This window comes from Sinorhizobium sojae CCBAU 05684 (assembly GCF_002288525.1).
In the GTDB taxonomy this organism is placed as follows: Bacteria; Pseudomonadota; Alphaproteobacteria; order Rhizobiales; family Rhizobiaceae; genus Sinorhizobium; species Sinorhizobium sojae.
In genome coordinates this window covers 1,041,009-1,066,645 of record NZ_CP023068.1, presented here as the reverse complement: position 1 = coordinate 1,066,645, position 25,637 = coordinate 1,041,009, and the positions used below count along the sequence as shown (strand labels likewise).

Annotated in this window: 23 protein-coding genes; 14 read left to right on the top strand and 9 right to left on the bottom strand. The window is 62.6% G+C overall.

Annotation, left to right across the window (positions count from 1 at the left end; translation table 11 throughout):
• Positions 1-10: 10 nt before the first annotated feature.
• The 3 genes from SJ05684_RS22590 (at position 11) to SJ05684_RS22580 (ending at position 3,678) form a co-directional block, all read left to right on the top strand.
• Positions 11-1,369, top strand: a complete 1,359-nt coding sequence (locus SJ05684_RS22590) for an aspartate aminotransferase family protein (RefSeq protein ID WP_034857697.1) — start codon at positions 11-13, stop codon at positions 1,367-1,369.
• A gap of 1 nt (position 1,370) precedes the next feature.
• A complete protein-coding gene (locus SJ05684_RS22585; protein ID WP_034857734.1) occupies positions 1,371-2,654 on the top strand; it encodes an aspartate aminotransferase family protein in 1,284 nt (427 codons plus the stop codon).
• 67 nt (positions 2,655-2,721) lie between these two features.
• Complete coding sequence (locus tag SJ05684_RS22580; RefSeq protein ID WP_244426694.1) at positions 2,722-3,678, top strand: phosphotransferase; 957 nt, start codon at positions 2,722-2,724, stop codon at positions 3,676-3,678.
• A gap of 72 nt (positions 3,679-3,750) precedes the next feature.
• Here the strand turns inward: SJ05684_RS22580 and SJ05684_RS22575 are convergent, their stop codons facing one another.
• Positions 3,751-4,641, bottom strand: a complete 891-nt coding sequence (locus SJ05684_RS22575; protein WP_034857700.1) for a helix-turn-helix domain-containing protein — start codon at positions 4,639-4,641, stop codon at positions 3,751-3,753.
• A gap of 95 nt (positions 4,642-4,736) precedes the next feature.
• Here SJ05684_RS22575 and SJ05684_RS22570 point away from each other — a divergent pair, with 95 nt between their 5' ends.
• From SJ05684_RS22570 to hpaI, 9 genes are all read left to right on the top strand, one after another.
• Positions 4,737-6,299, top strand: a complete 1,563-nt coding sequence (locus tag SJ05684_RS22570; RefSeq protein WP_034857702.1) for a 4-hydroxyphenylacetate 3-hydroxylase N-terminal domain-containing protein — start codon at positions 4,737-4,739, stop codon at positions 6,297-6,299.
• Positions 6,300-6,309: 10 nt separating this feature from the next.
• A complete protein-coding gene (locus tag SJ05684_RS22565) occupies positions 6,310-6,822 on the top strand; it encodes a flavin reductase (protein ID WP_034857703.1) in 513 nt (170 codons plus the stop codon).
• Between the two features lie 95 nt (positions 6,823-6,917).
• Positions 6,918-7,304, top strand: a complete 387-nt coding sequence (locus SJ05684_RS22560; protein ID WP_034857705.1) for a 5-carboxymethyl-2-hydroxymuconate Delta-isomerase — start codon at positions 6,918-6,920, stop codon at positions 7,302-7,304.
• A 31-nt stretch (positions 7,305-7,335) separates the two neighbouring features.
• Complete coding sequence (gene hpaE / locus SJ05684_RS22555) at positions 7,336-8,853, top strand: 5-carboxymethyl-2-hydroxymuconate semialdehyde dehydrogenase (RefSeq protein WP_034857707.1); 1,518 nt, start codon at positions 7,336-7,338, stop codon at positions 8,851-8,853.
• A 61-nt stretch (positions 8,854-8,914) separates the two neighbouring features.
• Positions 8,915-9,895 carry a 3,4-dihydroxyphenylacetate 2,3-dioxygenase gene (gene hpaD, locus SJ05684_RS22550; protein ID WP_095694349.1) on the top strand — a complete coding sequence of 327 codons (981 nt, stop codon included), beginning with the start codon at positions 8,915-8,917 and terminating at the stop codon, positions 9,893-9,895.
• Between the two features lie 82 nt (positions 9,896-9,977).
• Complete coding sequence (locus SJ05684_RS22545; RefSeq protein ID WP_034857711.1) at positions 9,978-11,384, top strand: pyridoxal phosphate-dependent decarboxylase family protein; 1,407 nt, start codon at positions 9,978-9,980, stop codon at positions 11,382-11,384.
• A gap of 12 nt (positions 11,385-11,396) precedes the next feature.
• A complete protein-coding gene (locus SJ05684_RS22540; protein ID WP_034857713.1) occupies positions 11,397-12,272 on the top strand; it encodes a fumarylacetoacetate hydrolase family protein in 876 nt (291 codons plus the stop codon).
• Positions 12,269-13,072 carry a 2-oxo-hept-4-ene-1,7-dioate hydratase gene (hpaH, locus tag SJ05684_RS22535; RefSeq protein ID WP_034857714.1) on the top strand — a complete coding sequence of 268 codons (804 nt, stop codon included), beginning with the start codon at positions 12,269-12,271 and terminating at the stop codon, positions 13,070-13,072. Before SJ05684_RS22540 ends, hpaH begins: the two co-directional genes overlap by 4 nt.
• Positions 13,073-13,082: 10 nt before the next feature.
• Positions 13,083-13,889, top strand: coding sequence for a 4-hydroxy-2-oxoheptanedioate aldolase (gene hpaI / locus SJ05684_RS22530; protein ID WP_034857715.1), 807 nt, complete (start codon positions 13,083-13,085; stop codon positions 13,887-13,889).
• On the opposite strand, the gene hpaR is transcribed toward hpaI, so the two are convergent.
• The 6 genes from hpaR to SJ05684_RS22500 all read right to left on the bottom strand — a co-directional run bounded on the left by hpaR (position 13,883) and on the right by SJ05684_RS22500 (position 21,255).
• Entirely contained in the window at positions 13,883-14,389 is a 507-nt protein-coding gene (gene hpaR, locus SJ05684_RS22525) for a homoprotocatechuate degradation operon regulator HpaR (RefSeq protein ID WP_034857717.1), read from the bottom strand. The two genes, hpaI and hpaR, sit on opposite strands and share 7 nt — an antisense overlap.
• 506 nt (positions 14,390-14,895) lie before the next feature.
• On the bottom strand, positions 14,896-15,696 hold the full coding sequence (locus SJ05684_RS22520; protein ID WP_034857719.1) for an inositol monophosphatase family protein: 801 nt from the start codon (positions 15,694-15,696) through the stop codon (positions 14,896-14,898).
• Positions 15,697-15,725: 29 nt separating this feature from the next.
• The gene (locus SJ05684_RS22515; RefSeq protein WP_034857721.1) at positions 15,726-16,787 is read right to left on the bottom strand and encodes an ABC transporter ATP-binding protein; all 1,062 of its coding nucleotides are present in this window, start codon (positions 16,785-16,787) and stop codon (positions 15,726-15,728) included.
• Positions 16,784-19,006, bottom strand: coding sequence for an ABC transporter permease (locus SJ05684_RS22510; RefSeq protein WP_034857722.1), 2,223 nt, complete (start codon positions 19,004-19,006; stop codon positions 16,784-16,786). Before SJ05684_RS22510 ends, SJ05684_RS22515 begins: the two co-directional genes overlap by 4 nt.
• 71 nt (positions 19,007-19,077) lie before the next feature.
• On the bottom strand, positions 19,078-20,106 hold the full coding sequence (locus SJ05684_RS22505) for an ABC transporter substrate-binding protein (protein WP_034857723.1): 1,029 nt from the start codon (positions 20,104-20,106) through the stop codon (positions 19,078-19,080).
• Between the two features lie 126 nt (positions 20,107-20,232).
• Positions 20,233-21,255 carry an ABC transporter substrate-binding protein gene (locus tag SJ05684_RS22500; protein WP_083846232.1) on the bottom strand — a complete coding sequence of 341 codons (1,023 nt, stop codon included), beginning with the start codon at positions 21,253-21,255 and terminating at the stop codon, positions 20,233-20,235.
• A 217-nt stretch (positions 21,256-21,472) separates the two neighbouring features.
• On the opposite strand from SJ05684_RS22500, the gene SJ05684_RS22495 reads away from it, so the two are divergent.
• Positions 21,473-22,213, top strand: coding sequence for a response regulator transcription factor (locus SJ05684_RS22495; protein WP_034857725.1), 741 nt, complete (start codon positions 21,473-21,475; stop codon positions 22,211-22,213).
• Complete coding sequence (locus tag SJ05684_RS22490; protein ID WP_034857726.1) at positions 22,210-24,303, top strand: ATP-binding protein; 2,094 nt, start codon at positions 22,210-22,212, stop codon at positions 24,301-24,303. Before SJ05684_RS22495 ends, SJ05684_RS22490 begins: the two co-directional genes overlap by 4 nt.
• Before the next feature lie 72 nt (positions 24,304-24,375).
• On the opposite strand, the gene SJ05684_RS30555 is transcribed toward SJ05684_RS22490, so the two are convergent.
• Positions 24,376-24,585 carry a hypothetical protein gene (locus SJ05684_RS30555; RefSeq protein ID WP_034857727.1) on the bottom strand — a complete coding sequence of 70 codons (210 nt, stop codon included), beginning with the start codon at positions 24,583-24,585 and terminating at the stop codon, positions 24,376-24,378.
• A gap of 143 nt (positions 24,586-24,728) precedes the next feature.
• Complete coding sequence (locus SJ05684_RS22480) at positions 24,729-25,550, bottom strand: alpha/beta fold hydrolase (RefSeq protein ID WP_034857728.1); 822 nt, start codon at positions 25,548-25,550, stop codon at positions 24,729-24,731.
• Positions 25,551-25,637: the final 87 nt, after the last annotated feature.

Here is a 25,637-nt window from a genome sequence, read left to right as displayed (position 1 = left end):
GGTAATACCGATGCGTGAGACCAACTTCCTGATTGAGAACAACGCCCGCCACCTATGGCACCCGATGGCGCATCCGGCCGAGATGCAGGCCCATCCGCCCCGCATCGTCAATGCGGCCGAAGGTGTCGAGATCGTCGATATCCACGGCAAGAAGGTGCTGGACGCGGTCGGGGGCTTGTGGAACGTCAATCTCGGCTATTCCTGCGAGCCGGTAAAAAGGGCGATCCGCGAACAGCTGGAAGAGCTGCCCTATTATTCGACGTTCCGGGGCACCACTAACTCGCCGCTGATAGAGCTCTCCTACGAGCTTGCCGAGTGGTTCAAGGAGGACGGCCTCACCCGCTCCTTCTTCACGTCGGGCGGCTCGGACTCGGTGGAGACCTGCCTGCGCCTGGCGCGGCAATACCACAAGATCAACGGCCAGCCGGAGCGCACCAAGTTCATCGCCCTGAAAAAGGGCTATCACGGCACCCATTTCGGCGGCGCATCGGTGAACGGCAATCAGAACTTCCGCCGCAATTACGAGCCGCTGCTGCCGGGGGTCTTTCACCTGCCGGCGCCCTGGACCTACCGCAACCCGTTTGGCACCAGCGACGGCGCGGAGGTCGCGGCGGCGATCGGGCGCCTGTTCGAGGAGGAGATTGCCTTTCAGGGCGCAGACACGATCGCGGCGCTGATCCTCGAACCGGTGCTTGGTGCTGGCGGCGTCATCGTTCCGCACGATAGTTTCCTGCCACTGATGCGCGCGATAAGCGACCGGCACGGCATCCTGCTGATCGCCGATGAGGTCATCACCGCCTTCGGTCGCACCGGAGCCTGGACCGGGTCGCGGCTCTGGGGGGTGAAGCCCGATCTCATGTCCACCGCAAAGGCGATCACCAACGGTTACTATCCCTTCGGCGCCGTGATGATCGCCGACAAGGTTGCCGAGGTGTTCGAAAGCAACAAGAACGGTACCGGCACGATAGGACATGGGTATACCTATTCTGGCCATCCAGTCGGCGCGGCCGCGGCACTCGCGACGTTGAAGGAAACGAGCCGGCTCAGTGTTGCCGCTAATGCTGCAGCGCGGGGGGAGGAACTCCTCGATGGCCTGGAGAACCTCCAGAACAGGCACGAGCTCATCGGCGACGTGCGCGGCAAGGGGCTGATGTGCGCGCTCGAACTGGTCAGCGATCGGGGGAGCAAGACTCCTGCCCCCAAAGAGATCCTGCAGACGGTTCAGGATGCCACTTACGAGGCCGGCGTCCTCGTGCGCACCTCGGGGCCGAACGTCATCCTGTCGCCGCCGCTCGTCATCACCGCCAACGACGTCGCTCGCATCGTCAGCGCGCTCGATGCGGGGCTTGCCGCTGCCGGGGGACGATGAAATGTCGGACAAGGCCACATTGCTCGCCCGCCGAGAACGCCTGCTCGGCCGCAACATGTCGCTCTTCTACCAAGATCCGGTCCACCTCGTCCGCGGTGAAGGCGTCTGGCTCTGGGATGCCGACGGCAGGCGCTATCTCGACTGCTACAACAACGTGCCGCATGTCGGCCATTGCCATCCGCGCGTTGTCGAGGCGATCGCCCGTCAGGCTTCGACCCTCAACACGCACACCCGCTACCTGCACGAGGGCATTCTCGACTATGTCGAGCGCCTGACGTCGACGTTCGATCATAGGCTCAATGCGGGGATCCTGACCTGCACCGGCAGCGAGGCGAACGACATCGCCCTGCGCATGGCCCAGGTGGTGACAGGCAGGACCGGGGTGATCGCCACCAACCACACCTATCACGGCAATACGGCCGCGGTCTCGCAGCTCTCCACCCGCATGCCGCCCGTCGGCGGCTATGGCGGCCATGTGCGGCATGTACCGGCGCCGGACAGCTATCGGCCGCTCGGCGGCGCCTTGGGTGAGGCATTCTCGGCGGCCTTCGCTGCGGAGGTGGAAAAGGCGATCGCCTCGCTCGAAGAAAGCCCGCACGGCTTTTCCGCCCTGATCATCGATCCCTTCTTCGCCAATGAGGGCTTTCCCGACCTCCCGGCCGGCTTCCTCGACGCGGCCGTCGCCGCCGTCCACAAGGCCGGTGGCCTCATCATCGCCGACGAGGTCCAGCCAGGCTTCGGCCGCACCGGCACGCATATGTGGGGCCACCAGCGCGCCGGCATCGTTCCGGATGTCGTGACGCTCGGCAAGCCGATGGCGAATGGCCATCCGGTCGGCGGCGTCATTGCCAACGTCGACACGCTGAACGCCTTTCGCAAGGCTTTCCGCTATTTCAACACCTTCGGTGGCAATCCGGTCTCCTGCGCCGCGGCGATGGCCGTTCTCGACGTCATCGAGGATGAAGGCTTGATCGAGAATGCGCGGGCCGTTGGTGAATACACGCGAAGCGGCTTTGCAAGGCTCGCCGCGAAGCACGCGGTCATCGGCGACGTGCGTGGCAGCGGTCTCTTCATGGGCACCGAATTCGTGCTCGACCGGGCAACGAAGGAGCCCGGACCGGAGCTCGCGGCCACTGTCATCAACGAAATGCGTAAGCGCGGTGTGCTGATGGGGAAGATCGGCATTTATCAATGCGCCACAAAAATCCGTCCACCGATGCCGTTTTCCAGGGAGCATGCCGATTTGATGCTGTCGACCCTCGACGACGTGCTTTCCAGTCTCTGAGGGGCCGATGATCGACCGTCCCGACGTGCCAGTGCCTGCCCTTCTCGCGCGGGCAAGGGAAGCGCTCATGCATTGGTCTCTCGCGGATCAGATGCCGGAGCTTCTGAAATTTCGCGAGAACGCGGTCTTCCGCATCTGTCTCGCTGGCGGCGAGCCCGCGGTTCTCCGCTTGCATCGCCCCGGCTACCACGACATGCGCGCGCTCGCTTCCGAGTTGGAGTGGATGGCGGCGGTGCGGGCGGGTGGATTGCGCGTCCCCGCTCCTATTCCCGCCGCCGACGGACGCAACGTCGTCGCCTTGCCGGCGACGGCGTTCTTCGCCGGCCAGCATGCCGACGTCGTGACCTGGATGAACGGCAAGGAGCTCGGCCGTTCCGGCGTTCCGCTTGGTCATGCGCCTGATCGGTTGGAACGCATCTTCGGCCGGCTCGGCGAGGCTATGGCCGAGTTGCACAATATCTCCGACCGCTGGGTCGCGCCGTGCGATTTCAACCGCCCCACGTGGGACCTGGGAGGGCTTTTAGGGGAACAGCCGGTCTGGGGTCGCTTCTGGGATTGTCCGGGCTTAACCCGCGACCAGACGACCAGGCTTTCGGCGTTGCGGCACCGGCTTGCCGAGCGACTCGCTGCCGTTGCACATTCCGGACTCGACTATGGCCTCATCCATGCGGATCTCGTGCGGGAGAATGTGCTCGTCGGACCCGATCACGTCGAACTGATCGACTTCGACGATGCCGGCTATGGATGGCGGATGTTCGACATTGCAACGGCGCTTCTCCGAAACCGGGGAGAAGCGAATTTCGCCTTGATCCAGTCGGCTCTCCTGGCGGGCTATCGAAGGAAGCGTCCGCTCGCGGACAAGGACGTCGAGATGCTTCCGCTTTTCCTGCTGATCAGAAGCCTCACCTATATCGGCTGGATCGGCGCTCGCCCCGGGACGCCAGATTCACATGAACGATTGACGCGCTACGTGGCCGAGGCACTGGAGCTCGCCGGGATGCTTGAATCTCCGGCAGTTTCCTGACGCTTATGGCGTGCTGGACGCGACTGTCTTAATGGGCTTCCCCGTCGCCATTGTGTTCCGGTCGAGGTGCGCTCAAGTAACGGACGTTGCTTTCTCGGGATGCAAATGCCGGCGGCGCCAGGCCGCGGGCGCCTCGCCGGTGCGTTTGCGGAAGAAGCGGGAGAAATACGCCGGATCGTCGAAGCCGATTTCGCGGCCGATATCCTCGACCGGGCGGATTGTGAACTTCAACAACCGTTTCGCTTCGAGGAGCCGGCGGTCGAGCAGCAATTCCTTGACGGTTTTCCCGAAGACTTCGCGGGCCGCCTTGTCGATCAGGTGCGGCGTGGTTGCCAACAAATCGACGTAGCGCCCGACGGGCCATTCCTCCTTGTAGTGCTGGTCGATGGCGCGACGCAGCGCCATGCCGAGCGAAACGGTTGGGGACGTGGCGTCGAGGCTGCCGGCACCGCCAAGGCGCGCCATCAGCGACAGGACCGCCGATATCAATCCGACGAGGACCTTCTCGCTCGCACTTCCGCCGAGGCGGTACTCATCGGCGATCATGTCGAGCAGCAACCCGATCCTTTTCCAGGTGAAGTCGACGCTCTCCCCCTTGAGCAGAATAGGCGCATTGAGACCAAGCTCCACCTGCGGGGCCATCGACCGCAGGAGGTCGTCCGATACCGAGACGACGATCGCATCCGACTGCTCGCCGACATCGAACCCATGAACGATGTTGCTTGGCACGAAACTTATGGCGGGAGCCGAAAAATTCCAAGTCTCGTCTTCAATGCGGTAAGTGCCGCCACCTTGGAACCAATAGGTGATCTGTCCCATCAGCGGATGCTTATGCGGTGAAACATGTCCGAAATGCACGCTTCTGCGCTCCATCACCGTCTCGACGTGGAGAAAGCCGACATCAAGCGCGCGGCTTGGTTCACCATAAACAAAGAAAGCCGGAACGTCGCGTCGCGTGACCATACCGAAAAAAGTACCAGCGAATTGCCGTCTTTGTCCATGGCCGCGCATGCCGTTCCGGCTTAGCTTTTGTCATTATTCCAGGGAGGAACACGAATATGCGTGCCGAAGATCACCGCAGCGACAAGACCAGACCTTTCACCGGCGCCGAATATCTGGCAAGCCTGCGCGACGGGCGTGAGGTCTATATCAATGGCGAACGAATCGCCGACGTCACGGCCCATCCCTCGATGCGCAACTCCGCCCGGTCCATCGCCCGGATGTACGACGCGCTGCACGGCGAGAAGACGAAGGAGCGCCTGACTTCTCCGACGGATACCGGTTCGGGCGGCTATACCCACAAGTATTTCCGCGTGGCGAAATCCTCCGCCGAACTCGTCGCACAGCAGGGCGCCATCGCCGATTGGGCCCGGATGTCCTATGGATGGATGGGCCGCACCGCCGATTACAAGGCGGCGCTGATGAACACGCTCGGGGCAAACGCCGACTGGTACGGCCCGTTCAAGGAGAACGCGCTTGCCTGGCACAGCCGCGCGCAGGAATCCGTCCTCTTCATGAACCACGCGATCGTCAATCCCCCGATCGACCGCCACAAGCCGGCCGATGCGGTCAAGGATGTCTTCGTTCACATCACCAAAGAAACGGATGCGGGGATCTACGTGTCCGGAGCCAAGGTCGTCGCGACCTCCTCGGCCCTGACGCACTACAACTTCCTCGCCCAGAGCTCGGCGACGGTCACCGAGGACCCGTCGCTGTCGGTCATGTTCATCGTCCCGATGAACGCGCCGGGCATCAAGATGTTCTGCCGCGTCTCCTATGAGCAGACCGCCAACAGCGTCGGCCATCCCTTCGACTATCCGCTGTCCTCGCGCTTCGACGAGAACGACGCAATCCTCGTGCTCGACAATGTCTTTGTCCCGTGGGGAGACGTGCTGGTGCTGCGGGACGCGGCCAAAATCCTCTCCTTCCACCCTGCCTCGGGCTTCATGCACGGCTACTGCTTCCAGGGCTGCACGCGTTTTGCGGTCAAGCTCGACTTCCTCGCTGGCCTGCTTGCCAAGGCGCTCCGCGCCACAGGCGGCGATGCCTTCCGCGGCAATCAGGCCGCGCTCGGCGAAGTCATTGCGTTGCGGCATATGTTCTGGAGCTTTTCGAATGCGATGGCCCATAATCCCATTCCCTGGACCAATGGTACCGTCCTGCCGAATCTCGAAGCGGCGCTCTCCTACCGCACCTTCATGTCGGAAGCTTATCCGCGAGTCATCGAAACGGTCCGTAGGGTCGTGGCCTCCGGTCTCATCTATCTTCCCTCCTCTGCCAAGGACTTTCTCAATCCGGACATCGACCGCTATCTGGCGCGATATGTCCGCGGCTCGAACGACATGGGCCATGTGGAGCGCATCAAGATCATGAAGCTGCTCTGGGATGCGACGGGCACTGAGTTCGGCGGCCGCCATGCCCTTTACGAGCTTAACTATGCCGGCGCTCCGGAAGAGGTTCGACTGCAGGTGCTGAAGGGTGCCGAGCGGGGCGGGCGGCTCAAGGAGATGGAAGCGCTCGTCGACCAATGCATGGCCGATTACGACGAGAACGGCTGGACGGGCGACACCTGGCTGCCGCCGCTCGACGACGCTTCGCCTGTTCGCAACGCGGCCGAATGAGAGGGCTGCCATGAGAACCGCCGTCTCAAAGACAGAATTCCGCGATGCGATGGCGAGGGTCTGCGCCCCCGTCAATGTCATCACTACCAATGGAGCCGCCGGGCGCGGCGGGTTCACCGCCACCGCGATGTGCTCGGTCACCGACGAGCCGCCGACGCTGCTCGTCTGCATGAACAGCCGTTCGGCCCAGACAGGCCTTTTTGTCGAGAACCGTCGTTTCTGCGTCAATGTGCTGACTGGCGAGCACAAGGATCTGGCGAGCTCCTTCGCCGGCCAACAGGCGGACATGGACGCCCGCTATGCGGCCGCCGAGTGGATCGATCTCAACTCCGGCAATCAGGCGCTTGCCGATGCAATCGTCTCCTTCGACTGCCGTCTGGTCGAGGCGCGCCTTATCGGGACGCACAATATCTTCATCGGCGAGGTGGCGGAAATCCGCACCCGCAAGGATGGGCACGCACTGCTCTATTTCGACCGCAACTACGTGCATGTGCCGACACTGGCCGGCAGCTTCGGCGGCTGACAGGAGGCGCCAATCGGGCCCCTCGCGAAAATGCCGCTTGACAGTGGTGAAATTATTTAACACGTTAATCAAATCGGAAGCACGCGAGAGGACCCATGCCGCATCTCACCGTTGAATACTCCGCCAATCTCGACGGCCGGGCCGATATCGGCGCGCTCTGCCATGCATTGCTGAGGGCTGTGCTGTCGACCGGGCTCTTCGAAACCGGCGCCGTACGAGTCCGGGCGGTCCGCTGTGAGCACTATGCGATTGCCGACGCGCTTGCCGAAAACGCCTTTGTCGACCTGAACTTCCGTATAGGCAGAGGCCGTTCGCCGGAGGAAAAGAAACGTACCGGCGAAGCGGTTTTCGTGGCGGCGAGCAGCGTACTCGCCCCGTTGTTCGAGACCCCGCACTTCGCGCTTTCGCTTGAGATCCGCGAGATCGATCCGGACTTGAGCTGGAAAAAAAACGCGATCCACTCGCGCCTCCGCGGTCGATAGCCGCCAAAAGGAAAACATCAGGGGTCAGATCATGTCCAAGTTGCAGGAAAACATCGCCAGGGCGGAGGACTACCTTGCCCGGTTCAGGAAGCAGGGTGTGCTGAACCGCATCGGCGGCGAGGACACCGCAGCCGCCGATGGCTCGACTTACGAGACCATCTCGCCTGTCGATCTGAAACCTATCGCCACCGTCGCCCGCGGCAATGCACAAGACATCGACCGCGCCGCCAAGGCCGCCAAGGCTGCTTTCGCCGACTGGGCTGCCATGCCCGGCCAGGCGCGCAGGAAGCTGCTACATAACGTCGCCGATGCGATCGTCCACCGCGCTGAGGAAATCGCCTTCGTCGAATGCATGGACACCGGCCAGTCCCTGAAATTCATGGCCAAGGCGGCGCTGCGCGGTGCGGAAAACTTCCGCTTCTTCGCCGACCGCGCACCAGAAGCCCGCGACGGCAAGTCGTTACGCGCCGACGGCCAGGTCAACCTGACGACCCGCGTGCCGATCGGCCCGGTCGGCGTGATCACTCCGTGGAACACGCCCTTCATGCTGTCGACCTGGAAGATCGCGCCGGCGCTCGCCGCCGGCTGCACCATCGTCCATAAGCCGGCCGAATTCTCGCCACTGTCTGCACGCCTACTGGTCGAGATCGCCGAGGAAGCTGGCCTGCCGAAGGGCGTCTGGAACCTCGTCAACGGCTTCGGCGAAGATGCCGGCAAGGCGCTCACCGAACATCCGCTGATCAAGGCGATTGGCTTCGTCGGCGAAAGCCGCACCGGCTCGATGATCATGCGCCAGGGTGCGGAGACGCTGAAGCGCGTGCATTTCGAACTCGGCGGCAAGAACCCGGTGGTCGTCTTCGCCGATGCCGATCTCGAGCGTGCCGCCGATGCCGCCGTCTTCATGATCTATTCGCTCAATGGCGAGCGTTGCACCTCATCATCGCGCCTGCTGGTGGAGAAAGGCATCTACGACGACTTCACCTCGCTCGTCGCCGAAAAGGCGAGCCGCATCAAGGTCGGCCACCCGCTCGATCCTGAGACGGTGGTCGGCCCGCTCATCCATCCGGTCCATGAGAAGAAGGTGCTGGAGTATATCGCGATCGGCCGGTCGGAAGGCGCCAAGATCGCCGCCGGCGGCGCCAAGTTCGATGGCCCTGGCGGCGGCTGCTATGTGTCTCCGACGCTCTTCACCGGCGCCAACAACAAGATGCGCATTGCTCAGGAGGAGATCTTTGGGCCGGTGCTGACCGCCATCCCCTTCAAGGACGAGGAAGAGGCGCTGGCGCTCGCTAATGACGTCCAGTATGGCCTCACCGGCTATCTCTGGACCTCTGACGTTACCCGCGCCTTCCGCTTCTCCGATCATCTCGAGGCAGGGATGATCTGGGTGAATTCGGAGAATATCCGCCACCTGCCCACCCCCTTCGGCGGGGTCAAGAACTCCGGCATCGGCCGCGACGGCGGCGACTGGTCCTTCGACTTCTACATGGAGACGAAGAACGTCGCTTTCGCGACCAGGCCGCATGCGATCCAGAAGCTGGGCGGCTGACGAGCAACAATCATCAGAGACATACCCGCCGCCCCTAGCGAGCGGGCCGGAGGAGGACCCGATGCTGATACCTAAACCCAATCTTTACCCGCCCTTCAACATCGTGCGGCTCTCCCATGTCGAGCTCGGGGTAACGGACCTTGCCAAGTCGCGCGCCTTCTACGTCGACACGCTCGGCCTGCAGGTGACCGACGAGACGTCGGACACCATCTATCTGCGCGCCATGGAGGAGCGCGGCCATCATTGCATCGTCCTGAAGAAGTCCGGCAAGGCGGAAGCCGGCGACCTCGGCTTCAAGGTTTTCAGCGACGAGGACCTCGACAAGGCGGCGCATTTCTTCAAGGCGAAGGACTTGCCGGTCGAATGGCTGGAGCGTGCCTATCAGGCGCGCACCTTCCGCACCCGTGATCCGCACGGCGTCCCGCTCGAATTCTATTCGAAAATGGACCGGCTGCCGCCGATCCACCAGCAATACGCCCTCTACAGGGGCGTGAAGCCGCTCCGGATAGATCATTTCAACTGCTTCTCGCCGAATGTCGACGAGAGCGTTGCCTTCTACAACGAGCTCGGCTTCCGCGTGACGGAATATACCGAGGACGAGGAAACCGGTCGCCTCTGGGCGGCCTGGACACACCGCAAGGGCGGCGTCCACGATATTGCCTTCACCAATGGCCGCGGCCCGCGCCTGCATCATACCGCCTTCTGGGTGCCGACGCCGCTCAACATCATCGACCTGCTGGACCTGATGGCGACCACCGGCTGGGTGGCGAACATCGAGCGCGGCCCCGGCCGCCACGGCGTCTCCAACGCCTTCTTCCTCTATATTCTCGATCCGGACGGCCACCGAATCGAGATCTATTGCTCGGACTACCAGACGGTGGACCCGGACCTCGAGCCGATCAAATGGGATCTGAAGGACCCGCAGCGACAGACGCTCTGGGGCGCACCGGCGCCGAAATCCTGGTTCGAGCATGGCAGCCTGTTCGCCGGGGCCGCCGTGGCGGACTCCGTGCTGAAGGCGCAGCCGATCATCGCGCCCTGACGATCGGCCGCTGACACCAGCGCGCCGGGCGCAAAGACGCGCCCGTCGCAACATTCCGCAATGTTCGCGAGGAGACAGAGGGATGGATGAAGCCACCTTTGCCGAATGGTCGAGAAAGGCCGCAGAATGGGGCAGCGCCTACCGGGCGTCGCTGCGCGAGAGGCCAGTGCGCGCGCAAACGGCGCCAGGCGACATCGCGGCGCAGATACCAGCAGCCCCGCCGCAGGCCGGCGAGAGCATGGATGCGATCTTTGCCGATTTCGAGAAGATCATCATGCCGGGGATGACGCACTGGCAGCATCCGCGCTTCTTCGCCTATTTTCCGGCGAACGCGGCGCCGGTGTCCGTCGTCGCTGAATATCTGGTGTCAGCAATCGCCGCCCAGTGCATGCTCTGGCAGACTTCGCCTGCCGCAACCGAGCTTGAAACGAAGGTTCTGGACTGGCTGCGTCAGGCAATCGGCCTGCCGGAGGGCTTTGCCGGCGTCATTCAGGATTCCGCCTCCTCGGCGACGCTTTCCGCGGTCCTCGTCATGCGCGAGCGTGCGCTTGCCTGGAACGGCAACAAGGCAGGGCTTGGCGCCAATCCACGCCTCCGCGTCTATTCCTCGGATCAGGTCCACACGTCGATCGATCGCGCCATCTGGGTCTCCGGCATCGGCGAGGACAATCTCGTGCGCATTCCGGTCCAGGGCGAATATCGTTCGATGGATTGTGCGGCGCTTGAAGCGGCGATCCTCCGCGACAAGGCGGCCGGCTATGTGCCCGCCGGTGTCATCGCCTGCACTGGCGGCACAAGCACCGGCGCGTGCGACAATATCGCCGACGTGGTTCGGATCGCCCATGCCCACGGTCTCTACGTGCATGTGGATGCGGCCTGGGCCGGTTCGGCGATGATCTGCGAGGAGTTCCGTCCTCTGTGGGCCGGCGTCGAGGAGGCCGACTCCGTCGTCTTCAACCCGCACAAATGGCTCGGCGCCCAGTTCGATTGCTCGGCGCATTTCATCCGAAGCCCGGATGACCTGGTTCGCACGCTGGCGATCAAACCCGAATATTTGAAAACCCATGGCAAGGACGGGATCATCAACTATTCCGAATGGACGGTGCCGCTTGGCAGGCGTTTCCGGGCGCTGAAACTTTGGTTCCTCTTGCGGTTCCATGGGCTGGAGGGGCTCAAGGGCATGATCCGCAACCACGTCGCCTGGGCGGAGAAACTCGCCGAGCGGCTCGGCAGGCAGGATGGATTCGAGATCGTCACCAGGCCGATCTTCTCCCTTTTCTCGTTCCGGCACATGGGCAGTGGCGACCTCGACGCTCACAACCTCGCCCTCGTCAACGCCATCAACGATGACGGGCGGATCTATCTCACCCAGACCCGCGTCGACGGGCGCGTGGCGATCCGCTTCCAGGCGGGGCAGTTCGATATGACCGAGCAAGATGCCGATATGGCCTTCGAAGTCGTCACCGAAATCGCAAAGAGCGCCGCCTAAAGGTAAGTTCTCATGTCCCGTCCGAAATTCCTCAGCTTTACCCAGAAGAACCGCAAGGGCTACGGCCTTCTGACGGAGGAAGGCGTCGTCGACCTCTCGGCACGCTACGGCGCCCGTTGGCCGACGCTGCGCGAAGTCATCGAAGAGGGCTCGCTTTTCCGGCTCGCCGCGGAGAGTGCGTCCCTGTCGTCTGACTTCCCGGCCGAAGACATACGCTTCGAGATTCCGATCCCCTCGCCGGAAAAGATCATCTGCGTCGGCGTGAACTTCCCCGACCGAAACGAGGAATACAAGGACGGCCAGGCCGCACCGGCGAACCCGTCGCTGTTCATCCGTTTTCCCCGTTCCTTCACCGGTCATAATGAGCCGCTCATCCGCCCGCCGGAGAGTGCGCAACTCGACTACGAGGGAGAGATCGTCATTGTCATCGGCAAGGGCGGCCGCCGCATCGCGGAAGCCGATGCGCTCGGCCACATCGCGGCGCTGTCGCTCTGCAACGAGGGCACGATCCGCGACTGGGTGCGGCACGCCAAGTTCAACGTCACCCAGGGTAAGAATTTCGACCGCACCGGCTCGATCGGTCCATGGCTCGTTCCTTATACGGATGAGGCCCAACTCGCCGACATAAACCTCGAAACCCGGGTCAACGGGGAAGTCCGCCAGAGGGACCGGACGAGCCGGATGATCTTCTCGTTCCGCAAGATCATCAATTATATCTCGACCTTCACGACCCTCGTGCCGGGCGACGTCATTGTCACCGGCACGCCTACGGGTGCCGGCGCGCGCTTCGATCCGCCGACCTGGCTGAAGCCCGGCGATATCGTCGAGGTCGAGGCGGACGGTATCGGCATTTTGCGGAACACAATCGCGGACGAGGTGTCGGCATGATGACCAGAGACCAGATCGAAGCGGCGGCTGAAAGCCTCGACGAAGCCGAGCGCGTCCGCGTCCAGACCGGGCTCCTCTCGCTGAAATATCCCGAAATAGACATGGACGACGCCTATGCCATCCAGGGCGCCTGGGTGAAAAAGAAGATCGCTGCCGGTCGCCAAGTGATCGGCTGGAAAATCGGCCTGACCTCCAAGGCGATGCAGTACGCGTTGAACATCAACATTCCGGACTCGGGCGTACTCTTCGACGACATGGTCTTCGAGGACGGCGCCACCGTCCCCGCCAACCGCTTCATCCAGCCGCGCATCGAAGCGGAAATCGCCTTCGTGATGAAGGCGCCGCTGAAAGGTCAGGGGGTTACCGTTTTCGATGTGCTGAACGCCACCGACTACGTCACCCCGGCGTTGGAAATTCTCGATACACGCATCGTTCGTGTCGATCCGGATACCAAAAAGGCGCGCAACGTCTTTGATACGATTTCCGACAACGCCGCCAATGCCGGCCTCGTTACGGGCGGCCGAGCCGTTCGCCCCGATGCAATCGACATGCGCTGGATGGGTGCGGTTGTCAGCCGCAATGCCGAGGTCGAGGAAACCGGCCTCGGCGCCGGCGTGCTCAACCAGCCGGCCCGCGGTGTCGCCTGGCTCGCCAACCGGCTCGCACAATACGGCGACGGCATCGAGGCCGGACAGATTGTTCTTGCCGGTTCCTTCATCCGACCGATCGAGGCACGGCATGGCGACACCATCGTCGCCGATTTCGGGCCTTACGGCTCGGTGAGCCTCTTTTTCGCCTGAGGAGACCCGAATGCCCGCGCCAAAAAATCGTTTTAAGCAAGCGCTAAGAGAAGGCCGTGCCCAGATCGGCCTCTGGCAGGCGCTCGCGAACCCTTACACCGTCGAGATCTGCGCCGGGGCCGGCTATGACTGGCTGCTGCTTGACGCCGAGCATGCGCCGAACGACGTGCCCCTCTTGGTTTCCCAACTCCAGGCCATGAAGGGGACCGCGAGCCATGCGGTGATCCGCCCGCCCATCGGAGAAACGTGGATCGTCAAGCAGCTGCTCGACATCGGCGCGCAGACGCTTCTCATCCCGATGGTCGACAGCAAAGCAATGGCAGAAACGATGGTGAGGGCGGTGCGCTACCCGCCTCACGGCCTGCGCGGAGTCGGGGCAGCACTCGCTCGCGCCTCGGCCTTCAGTCGAACGGCCGACTATCTGCAGACGGCGAACGATGAGGTCTGCCTGCTGCTTCAAATCGAGAGCTGCGCCGGGCTGCAAGCACTCGAAGACATCGCCGGGACGGAGGGTGTGGATGGTGTGTTCGTCGGCCCGGCGGACCTCGCAGCCGATATGGGTTTCCTCGGCGATCCCGGAGCGCCGGAAGTTCAAGCAGAAGTAGAGAAGGCGCTGCTCAGAATACAGCAGTTTGGCAAGGCGGCCGGCATCCTGACCGGCGACCTCTCGCTTGCAAAACATTATCTGGAACTCGGCGCAACTTTCGTTGCGATCGGCAATGACGTGACCCTCCTCGCCAACGCTACCAGTCAATTACTCCGTGACTTCCAGAAGGTGGAGCCTTCCGAGGGCGCGAGGGGCGCAGGCGTCTACTGACCGCCCTCGTCTTTCGTCCGGTCCTGGAGCCCGAGTCTTGAGAGCTCCTCCAGCATGTCGAGAAGCTGCTCCACCCGCTCCGCCCCGAATCGGGCATCAATATCCGCGTATACCTTGAGGCTCTCCGGCATCACCTCCTCGATGATCGCCCGGCCGGCGGGGGTGATCTGCAGCAGGACTCGTCGGCCGTCAGCCTTGTCCTTATGCCTGGTGATGAAGCCACGGTCCTCGAGGGAGCGACACATTCTCGTAAGGCTCGGCGCGAGGATGAATGCCCTCTCCGCCACTTCCGTCGCATCGAGCGTGCCCGCCTCGGCCAGAGCGCGGATGACCCGCCACTGCTGCTCTGTCACATCATGAGCCGCGAGGATCGGCCGGAAATGGCTCATCACCGCTTCACGAGCGCGCAGGAGTCCGATCGCCAGTGAACGCCGCCTTCCAGCCGGGGCCTCGTGCGGCTTGACGCCCTTAATTCCAGTGCTGTTAGCCTTGTTGTTCATGCTGCGTGTATCGCCGTTTTGACTAGGGAGCGCAACGTGCCCCTGCGGGAGCAGCTGCTTGTTGGGTCGTAAGCCGCACCAGGTTGCTTAACACGAAAACTATCTGGTTTCATCCGCCAAACGGGAGGAAACGAACACGGGGCGATGCTGCCTCGTTCCCACAGCAGTCGAGCTCGTGAGGCCACCGAGTGCGAGCAACCCATTGGTGCGGCTGAAGTAGTACGCGCAGCTATACCCAGCGCACAAGCGCCTCCCCTAGCCACCACGCCGATCAGATCAATGGCCGTTCGGACGCCTCGATTCCGCAAAGGCTATGGAATGCGCGAGTCTCGGTACTAGGGCGCAACTCAGAAGGTAGGAATGCCTACCAGCCCCCGAAAGCCGGGTCCGGGTTCCCATAGAAGAACTTGCGCGTGAAACGTCTGCGTGCGGACTTCGCGGCCGCACTGCTATTCTGGCCAAAGGCGCGGCGGATCGAACAGCAAGCCGGTGGTATTCGCTGTGGTTTAGGCCACGCCCGCCAGTTTCTCTAGGTCGGAGCGCGCGCCCGGACCCGACGCAATGACGGGCGCACCTCTGGTCAGGTTCTCGTCTTCTGTCGGGAAGGGATGGTACCAGCCGCCAGCCTCCTTCACGAGGCAATAGCCGGCGAGGCAATCCCAAGCATGCATGTAAGGCTCGTAGTAACCAACGAGCCGACCCGCGGCGACATAGGCGAGCATCAGCGCGCCGGACCCGTTGCGCACGAAATTGCCGCCGGCCTGGAGCAGCCGGCTCACAATATCGGCGACGATTTCCGGTGCCACATAGCTGTTGGCGCCAATGCCCGTGACGGCATTCTGGATGGTACGAGACGGGTCGAGCGAGAGCATCTTGCCGTTGAGCTTCGCGCCCTCGCCGACAGCAGCGGCATAGAGTTCGCCATGGCACGGCGCACCGATGACTCCGATGACAGGCACGTTCTCGTGCAGGACGGCGATCGAGACGCACCAGTTCGGCATGCCGTTGACGAAGGGCGCCGTACCATCGATCGGATCGACGACCCAAGTGTAGCCGGAGGTGCCGGTGGTATGGCCGAACTCCTCGCCGAGGAAACCGTCCTCGGCAAACATCGTCTCCACTCGCTCGCGGATGAGCATTTCCACGTTGCGGTCCGCGATGGAAACGACATCCTGCAGGTCCCGCTTGGTCTCGATCACCAGCGATTCGCGCCGGTTGAAATAATCGAGCGCCATGGCGCCCGCCTCTTGTACGATGGCCTTGGCGAGGGCGAAGCGCTTATCCAGTGCCATCTCTTGCGACGTCATGCTGATGTTCCTTGCGATTTCCACGGTCGTTAGTTGTTGATGAGAGCGATGCCGCGGCTCCTAAAGCCGAGCGAGGCTTCGGATGCGGCGGGCAGGATACGGTCCACGATGTGGTCGACGATGAAGAGCGTGCCGACTTCCGTCTCCACCTCGTATTCGACATGGCTGCCGAGATAGGCAGAGTGCAGAATGCGGCCATCGAGCCCCTGCCCCTTGCCTTCTGCCAGCGATATCGCACCGGGCCGCACGGCCAGTCTGGCGGCGCCGGGCTTGGCCTTTCCGGCCGGCACGCGATGTAAGAGACCACCGATTCGGATCTGTGCCTCTCCGTCCGCAACTCCGACCACCTCGCAGGGAACGACGTTCGCCTCCCCCATGAAATCGGCGATGAATGAAGAAGCCGGGGTTTCATAGAGCTCGCGCGGAACACCCGATTGGGCGATTTGGCCATCCTTCATGACAATGATGCGATCGGAAACTGCGAGCGCCTCGTCCTGGTCGTGCGTGACATAGACGGCGGTGAAGCCAAGCCGCTGCTGCAGCTCGCGGATCTCTGTGCGCACGCGGCGGCGCAATCGTGCGTCGAGGTTCGACAGCGGTTCGTCGAGCAACAGCACCTGCGGCTCCAGCACCAGAGCGCGGGCGACTGCGACGCGCTGCTGCTGGCCGCCGGAAAGCTCCGCCGGCAGGCGTTTGCCCATACCGGCGAGGCCGACAAGCACAAGACCCTCCTCCGCCCTTTCGCGCGCCTCTTTTCGACTGAGCCCTGAAGACTCGAGACCGTAGGCGACGTTGTCGAGCGAGCTCATATGCGGAAAAAGCGCATAGGACTGGAATACCATGGAGACGTCGCGCTCGTTCGCCGGCAGCATAGTCACATCCTTGCCGCCGATGAGAATCTTGCCCTCCGTCGGATGTTCGAGGCCAGCGAGCATGCGCAGCGTCGTCGTCTTGCCGCAACCGGAAGGGCCTAGCAATGTGACGAGCGTGCCAGGCTCGATGGCAAGCGAAAGATCTGGGATCGCGGTGAAGGAGCCGAAGGTCTTACGCACATTCTCGAAGACGACGGATCCTGCTTTTTGGGTGATCATGCGGTTTTCTCCTGGTCAAGGGTAGCGGACTGGGGGGCGCCGGCGACGCGGTTTTCGCGCCGCAACCGCCGCTCGCCCACGAGAAGCTGGAAGCCGGTGATGACCGTGATCATCACGACGATCAGCATGGATGAATAGGCAATCGCCACGCCGTATTCGCCGTTTTCGACGAGACCCACGATGTAGGCCGTCGCCATGTTGTATTCGGCACTGACGAGAAAGATGACGGCGCTGATCGAGGTGATCGCCCGGACGAAGGAGTAGACGAGGGCTGCAGTGATCGCTGGGCGCAGTAGCGGCAGAATGACCTTGCAGATCGTGCGCAAGCTATTGGCCCTAAGCGTCAGCGAGGCCTCGTCCAGGCTCTTGTCGAGCTGGCTCATCGCCGCAATCCCGCCGCGCACGCCGACGGGCATGTTGCGGAAGACGAAGCAGGCAATGAGGATCAGCGCCGATCCCGTCATTTCCAGCGGCGGTAAGTTAAAGGCCATGATGTAGCTGACGCCGATGACCGTGCCGGGAACGGCGAAACTCATCATCAGCGCGAACTCGAAGAGATTCCGGCCGGCAAACTTCTGGCGCACGATGATATAGGCCGTCAGCAGGCCGACGATCGCCGTCAACGGCGCGGAGATGAGGGCTATCTCCATCGTCGTCCAGAACGAATTCCAGGCAACGCCCGTCCAGGCAAGGCCGCCTTCGAAGGTGAGCGAAAAAGCCTTGGCGTAATGGTCGAGAGTCAGCGAGTTGTCGAGGCCCCAGGTTTTCACGAAGCCGCCGGCGAGGATCATGCCGTAGACCACGAGCGTGAAGATGATCCACGGAATGACGATCGCGTGCACGCCGATCGAGAGCCCGATCGGCAGCGCGATATGCGCCCCGCTGTCGCCCTTGCCGGTCACGGTGGCAAAGTTCTTGCCGGACAGCCAGAAGCGTTGGGCGAGGAAGGCGGAGAGCGTGAAGAAGAGCAGTACCATCGCCAGCACGGCGGCACGCGAGGGATCATTCTGCGAGCCGACGACGGCGAAGAAGATTTCCGTCGACAGCACCCCATGGCTGCCGCCCAGCACCAGCGGATTGCCGAAATCCGCCATGCTCTCGATGAAGCCGATGAGGAAGGCATTGGCAAGACCCGGCTTCATCAGCGGCAGCGAGACGCGCCAGAAGGTACGCCAGCGGTCGGCGCGCAGCGTCTGTGAGGCCTCCTCCATCGACGGACTGACGCCTTCGACGACACCGATCAGCACGAGGAAGGAGATCGGCGTGAAGGAGAGCACCTGCGCAATCCAGATTCCGGTGAGGCCGTAGAGCCAGCGGCCAGGCTCGATGCCGAAGAGGTTGGAAAGGCCTTGGGTGACCACGCCCGCGCGACCGAAAAGCAACGTTAGCGCGAGGCCGATGACAAAAGGCGGCGTGATGATCGGCAGGATGGTGAGCAGCCGAAGACCTTTCTTGAAAGGAAAGCGTGTGCGGGTGGCCACGAGCGCGAAGGCAAGCCCGAGCAGCGTCGATCCGAGGCCGGTCATGATGGCAAGCCACAACGTGCGCCAAGCGACGCCGCAGCGCCCGCCACCGACCAAGCAGCCGAGGTTCCAGATGCCGGGATCCTGCACGTTGCGAATGAAACCGCTAGGATTGAACGAGCCGTCGAGATCCTGAACCGCGCCGGTGAACATGCTGCCGATTGGATAGAAGACGAAAACGGCGACGAGGAAGACGAGCAGCGAGATCGCGCTGACGACGAAGGCATCGCCCTTCATCACGCCGCGCTCGGCAAGGCCGAAGGAAAAGATCAGCACAAAGAGCGCGGCCGCGAGCACGGCACCTGCGCCCATCGAGGGCTGGCCCTTGTCAAGCGCCCCGAAAATGCTTTCGCTGATAGTCCAGGTCCAGCCGGTAAAGCCGATTGCCAGACCCTGAAGTGAAAGGAACACGACGCCCAGCGCCCCAACCCATGCCAGCACGCCGCCGCGACGCATCGGGTCTGCTATGCTCCGCGACGCACCAGCAATGAGGAGAAGCAGCGCGACGGCGGCAAGCCAAGGCCGTTCGTGCGCGACGATCTGGACGAGGAGAGGCGCTACCTCGGATGAAAGAGGGAAACCGGCCAACCAACCGAGCCCGAAGAAGCCGCCCTCGGTGCGGTACCAGGGTAAAAGAGTCGTAGCGACCGCGCCCAGGAACAGGACGATATCCAGCCTGCGATTGCCATGCGTCATGGCCGACCTCGCTGTCATTTGTCGTTTCGTGAAGGCGGCGCCCGAACGAGAGGGGCGCCGCCGGTCCGGGCTCAGTTGGCGACGGCGCCAACCTCGCGATCCCACCTTTCAAGGAGCGCCTTGCGACGCTCCGGATCGCCATAAGCCTTAAAGTCGTAGTCGATCAGCTTGATGCCTTCGAAGCGCGGTGCTTCCTTAGGTATCTCCGCCTTAATATTGGAGGGAAGCTGGAAAGACTTCGCGTCCTTCATGCGCGACTGAGCTTCCGAAGTCAGCGCCCAGTCGTACCAGATTTTCGCGTTATCGAGATTGCGCGCGCCCTTGATGATCGACATAGAACCGATCTCATAGCCGGTGCCTTCGCAGGGCGTGACCGACTTGACGGGGAAACCTTCGGCAATCTGCGCTACCGCGTCGTGCACGAAGACGATGCCGAGTGCCGTCTCGCCGCGAGCTGCGGCCTTGACCGGCGCGGAGCCCGACTTGGTGTACTGTGAGACATTGTCGTTGAGCTTCTTCAGATAGTCGAAGGCCTGATCCTCACCCATGATCTGCACCAGCGAAGCGAGTGCTGTGTAGGCCGTGCCGGACGAGTTGGGATTGGCGATCTGTATTTCGCCTTTAAGTTCCGGGGTCAGAAGATCGGCCCAGCAGCCCGGCTCCTTAATCCCCTTCGACTTGAAGATGTCCGTATTGTAGCCCCAGCCGAGAGCGCCGGCGTAGACGCCCACGGTACGGAAGCCGGAGCTTTCGGCCTGCTTCTTAGCCCAGTCCTGCAACTCGTCCAGCATCGGCGACTTGTATTCGAGTGTCAGGCCCTCCGAGGCCGCTTGAAGCTGCGGATCGCCCGTGCCGCCCCACCAGATGTCCGTCTTCGGGTTGCGCACTTCCGCCCGCACCTTGGCATAGGTCTCGCCGGACGAGAGACGGACCATATTCACTTTGATGTTGCTGTGCGCCTTCTCGAAATCCCCCTTCATCTGCTCGCAGATGACGACATCGGCCGAGCAGATGAGGTTCAGGTCACCGGCCGCTTGCGCCGGCATGGCGGCGAGCGCCGCTCCAGCGAAGAGCATGAGGGAAAGAGCGTTCATCTTCATATGGCATCCTCCTGTTGCCTTGGTTTACATCGGTGTTTCGCATGAACTGGGCACAGTTGGCCCGTCCGCCCCTTGCAGAGCGGCACGTTCATGATTTCGGATCGGGATTTTGCTTGCGGATCTAGGTCAGTTCGTCGCGGTGATCTCCGCATCGAACCTCTCGAGCAGCCGACTTCGTTCCTCTGGCGAGCCGAAGGTGGCGAAGTCGTAGTCCACCATCTTGATCATCGAGATATCTGGTGCTGCAAGCGGCAGGATCGATCTGGCATTAGACGGCACTTGGTTCTGGCCGGCGGCGGCGCCCGTGCCCTGCCCTTCCGGACTCAACGCGAAGTCGACGAAACGCTTGGCGTTCTCGAGGTGTTGCGCACCCTTAACGATGCTGACGGCGCCGATCTCGTAGCCCGTCCCCTCGCAAGGGGCGACGATGACGAGCGGAGAACCCGCCTGCTTCTGCGTGACGGCGTCGTGCATGAAGGAAATACCGATCAGCGTCTCGCCGCGTGCCGCCGCCTTAACCGGGGCAGAACCTGCGGTCGTGTATTGGTCGATATTGCGGTCGAGAGCCGCCATATACCGGAAGGCCTCGTCCTCGCCGAAAAGCTGCACAAGCGTCGCGAGCGTCGTAAATGCTGTGCCGGAGGAGTTCGGATTGCCGCTCCGGATGCGGCCGCGGTAGGCAGCGTCGGCGAGGTCCTTCCAGCAGGTCGGCGCCTGCAGCTTCAGTTCGCGCAGCAGATCGGCGTTGTAAGCGAAGCCCAGCGCGCCCGCGTAAATCCCCGCCGAGCGGCCGCCTGACATGGCGAAGAAATTCTGCGCCCAAGGCAGCATGTCGCGCTCATGCGCCGGCTGATAGGACTCCAACAGGTCTTCGGAACCGGCCTGCAGATGGGTATCGCCCGTGCCGCCCCACCAGACATCCACGGTCGGTGCGACCTTCTCCGCGCGGATCTGGTTTAGGATGTCGCCGGTGCTCTTGCGGGTCATCGAGATCTCAAGGCCGAATTTCGCTTCGAAGGCCTTCTTCATCTCGGCGCACCAGACCTCTTCAACGCCGCACAGCACTGTGAGCGATGGGCCCGCCATGCTCGTCGTGACGCTGCACAGACAAAGGGCTACGCCCGCGCTGAAAGCGGTAATCCCTCTCACGATGTCCTCCCATTTTGAACGGATACGTCCAATCTCCGCCGTTAGGATGTCACATTCGGTGTCCGGAGCAATCGAAGAATGGTTACCGTTGTTACAGGCTGGGCCGTCGCAGAAATCGCAAAGACTACAAAGGTTACAATTGTGACAGATTGCATAACACGACCTGCTTTGAACATTGCGGCGGCCTCACCTATGATGCCGGCGGGAGGAAGGAAATGTGCTGAACGAGGGGATAAGGATTCTGATCGTCGAGGACGATCCGGACATGGCGGAGCTCATCGCGGATCTTGTCGAGGCGGAGGGGTGGGCGCCCGTGACCGCGTCGTCGGCGGAAGAGGCGGCAGGCGTTCTGGCGCGCGAGAAGGTGCATCTGGTGCTCGTCGACCATAACCTGCCCGGCACCTCCGGCCGTACCTTCGCCCAACGCCTCAGGGCACAGAGCAATATCGGCATCCTCATGGTCACGGCGGCGGGCAGCGCGGTGGACCGGGTTCTGGGGCTCGAAACGGCGGCCGACGATTACGTCGTAAAGCCCTTCGAGCCGATCGAGTTGACGGCCCGCATCAAAGCCGTGCTGCGCCGGACGATCCCCTCGCTGAAGCCGGAGCGAGAAAACAAGCGTGAGCATGAATCCCCGTCGCTGAAGCTCGGTGACTGGTCGGTCGACCTCAATGGCCGCCGCGCGGTCTGCCTCGCGGATCCGACGAAATCGCTCACCAGCGCCGAATTCGCCCTTCTCGAAATCCTCGCCGAGACGCCGAACAAACCGGTCAGCCGCGCCCATATCCTCGACCGGCTAGGTGCGGAGAGCGACCGTTACATCGACCGTAATGTCGACGTTCTAGTGCTCCGGCTGCGGCGCAAGGTCGAGCGCAATCCCAACCTGCCGCGCCACATCAAGACGCGGCGCGGCAAGGGTTATGTCCTCGATACGGACGACGGCGAGCTGCAGCCGTGATCAGCCGCCCCTTCCTTTCCTCGATCGCCTTCCGCCTGCCCTTTGCAATCGCCTTCATCTGCGTCCTCGTCTTCAGCCTGTCGACCATTGCCGTCTACGGTTTGCAGCGGGCGCGGGAGGAAATGGCGGCCTATGGCTTGCAGGCCTTTTCCAGCCTCGCCAAGGCCTCCCTCGTCTCGCGACAGGTGTCCGATCTCGTGTCGAGTGCACCATTCCTGATGAACGCGACCTCACCCTATCGCATATCGAGCGAAAGCCACTCCGTCGTCGCACAGGTTGAGGCGCTGCTGCGCGCCATGGAGCCGGAAAACGGCGAGACAGCTGTGAAGGGCTTTGCCAGCGCTCGCATCGTCGAACTCCTGAAAACGATCCGCACGCAGACGATGGCACTTGCCGGCGATGCAGATTCCGCGCAGCAGCACAAGGCGGAAGCTGCGGCCGCTCTCGGCGAGATCGCGACCGGACGCGGCATTGCCGACGCCGATTTCCGCCGGCGACTGAACGCCATCGTGCAGTCGGCTTCCAATTCCGACAGCCTCTTCCAGCTCGGCGAACTGCGCCGCCGCTACGTCTCTGAAACGACGCCACGCATCGGGCGTGCGGGACCGGATGTGCGGGTTTCCGCAGCCGAGCTCGCGCCGTATGAGCGGGTCTTCGAGGCGCAGGCGCGCTACCTGCTCGAAATGTTTGCCATCCGCGCCGCGGTGTCGCGGCTGCATTCCGTCTCGCGCGATCTCTCACATGCAACGGAAACCCAAAGCGAGGCGGTCGCCCGCGGCCTCAACGAAGATTTGGTGTCGACCTCCGATGCGCTGAGCCGCCTGCTCGTCATCGTCGCCGTCGCCTCCCTGCTCGTACTGGTGATGGCGATCTTCTCCATCCGCTCCGTCATGCGCGTCTCGCGCGGCATTGTCGCCCTTTCCAACGGTATGAATGCCCTGGCGGAAGGGCGGAAGGATGTCGACGCGCCGGCCTACGAGGGTACGGAAACTGAACTCGTGCGTTTGCTGGACGCCTTCCGCGCATTCCGCGAAAGCGTCGAGCGCGTCTCGCGGCTGCGGCGCACCGCGGAGGCAGCGGCGCGCACCATCCGCTCGACCTTCCGCAACATGAACGAGGGCATTGCGCTCTTCGACCCGGTCGGCAGGCCGATCACCATGAACCGGCGCGTCATTGAACTCGTCGGTTGGTCGGGCTCGGCTAGAAAGTTGCCACTGCGAAAATTCGTAAGCCCTATTCCCGAGATAGAGCCGACGCTTCTGCCCGCCGAAAGCGATACCGGTACACTCGAACACCGGTCCGTATTGCGCCACCGTTCCGAAGCGGGCCGTGTGACCGAGGTCTCGCTGTCACGCCAGCCGGACGGCGGCTTCGTTCTGCTCGCACGCGACGTTACCGACATGGACCGCCAGGAGGCGGAAGCCGCCAAGGCTCAGCGTCTCGACGGCTTAATGCGAATGACGCACCAAGTGAGTCACGAGGTTGGTAACATGATCGGTATCATTACCGGCAGCCTCGGTCTCCTGGAGCGCGAAACCGGCTTCAACGACCGGCAGAAGAGACACATCGCCCGTATCCGCAAAGCAGCCGACCGGGGCCGCTCGCTTGCCGGCAGTATGCTCTCGATTGGCAGCCAGCAACCGATCCATCCGGGTGCCGTAGAGATCGGCGCGCTGTTGCGCGGCATGGCGGATGTGCTTGAAATCGCTGTCGGCGAAAAGTGCCGGCTCTGCTTCGACATTGCCGGTGACCTCCCGACTGTCCTGCTGGACGCGGCGCTCTTCGAGCAGTCGATCCTCAATCTATGTCTCAACGCAGCCGCCGCCATGCCGGTGGGTGGGACTATCCTCATCCGCTGCGCCCGTGGCGAGGCTGGCGTTTTGGTTTCTGTCACCGATGACGGCTTAGGCATGTCGTCAGAAGCGGTCGACATGGCATTCGAGCCCTACTTCACCACGCGCGACGAGGGCGGCGGCGCCGGTCTCGGCCTGGCCGTCGTCTACGGCTTCGTACGCCAGAGCGGCGGAGACGCGCGCATTATTTCGGCTCCGGGCAAGGGAACGACGGTGGAGCTGTTGTTTCCGACCTGACGATGCCGAGAACTGACGGTCTTAAGTCGGGCAGAACCGCCAGCAGGATCTATATGGTCGCGCCCGAAGTCGTTAGATCGTTTGGCTAATGTCTGGCAGCTTGCAATACCATTTTTTCACGCGAAGCGCCGGGTGCTGCTCGGACCATTCAGCGATGTACATAACGGACCGGAACATGCATTGCGTCACCGAGCCTGTGTCTTCGAGCCGCAGAACCTCTTCGCGACACCTTTCGGGCGCGGAGAGGAGGCAGACTGTCAATACAAGCGTCACAGCTTCCATGATGGTGGCGAATCCCTGAAACTCCCGACCGTGCGAATTTACGCATATGCTAATGGAAGTTCAATGGATGACATCTCGAATCAACAAAACCACACCACTGTTGGCCGAGACCACGCCATGGGCCGCTCCAGCGGGTTACCGGTCTACGTGTGATGGAAAAATTGGTCCAATCGGCCGATAACGAGATCCGGGTCTTCGAGTTGGGGCAAATGGCCGACGCCCGTAAGTGTTTCGAAAGAGGCCTGGGAAATCAGCGAATGAAGCGCCTTGCCCCGCTCGAGCGGAATCCAGGGATCGTTCTCGCCCCACATGATTTTCACCGGGCAGCGAATGTCCGCGAGTAGCCCTTCGATCTCGGCGGTGTACCTCTCATCGGCTTGCGCGAACTGGCGGTAGAAGCTTACCCGCCCCTCCTCGGAAACCCACGGCTCAACGAGGCTCTCGAGATCGGCGGGATCGATGTCGTTGACGATCGCCCCTTCGATGTAGGCCTCCACGACGGCTCTGTGGATGTGCGGCGGCAGCCCCAAGAAGGCCTGGACATGGCGACCGACGTGATCGAAGAACTCCGATCCCCAGGGTCGCATCGCGACGACATTCATCAGAACGTACCGCTCGAAATCGCAGCCATGCAGGAGATGGGCGCGCAGCGTCGTCGCTCCGCCCATGTCGTGGGCAACGACCATCGGCCGCTCGAGGCGCCAGTGAGCCAGCATCTCGGCGAATATCTTTCCTTGCACGTCGAGGGAGGTGCGCTGGCCCGCTTCCTTGCTGGATCGCCCGTATCCAGGCATGTCATACCAGTGGACCCGAAAATGCTTGGAAAGGTGCGGAATGATCCGGTGCCACGAAAACGAAGACCATGGCCAGCCATGAGCCAGCACGAGCGGAGGTCCAGTTCCGGTTCGACCTGCCGCCACTGCGCCCGCAGATGTCTGCACGGTCTCATCGAGTTTCCACGACATCCAACATTCTCCCTTTGCCTGAACGAATGCGAAGCGCCCGGGCCGTCGACCTCGAACCTGCCCTTCGCCGACTCTGCGCGCGAAACG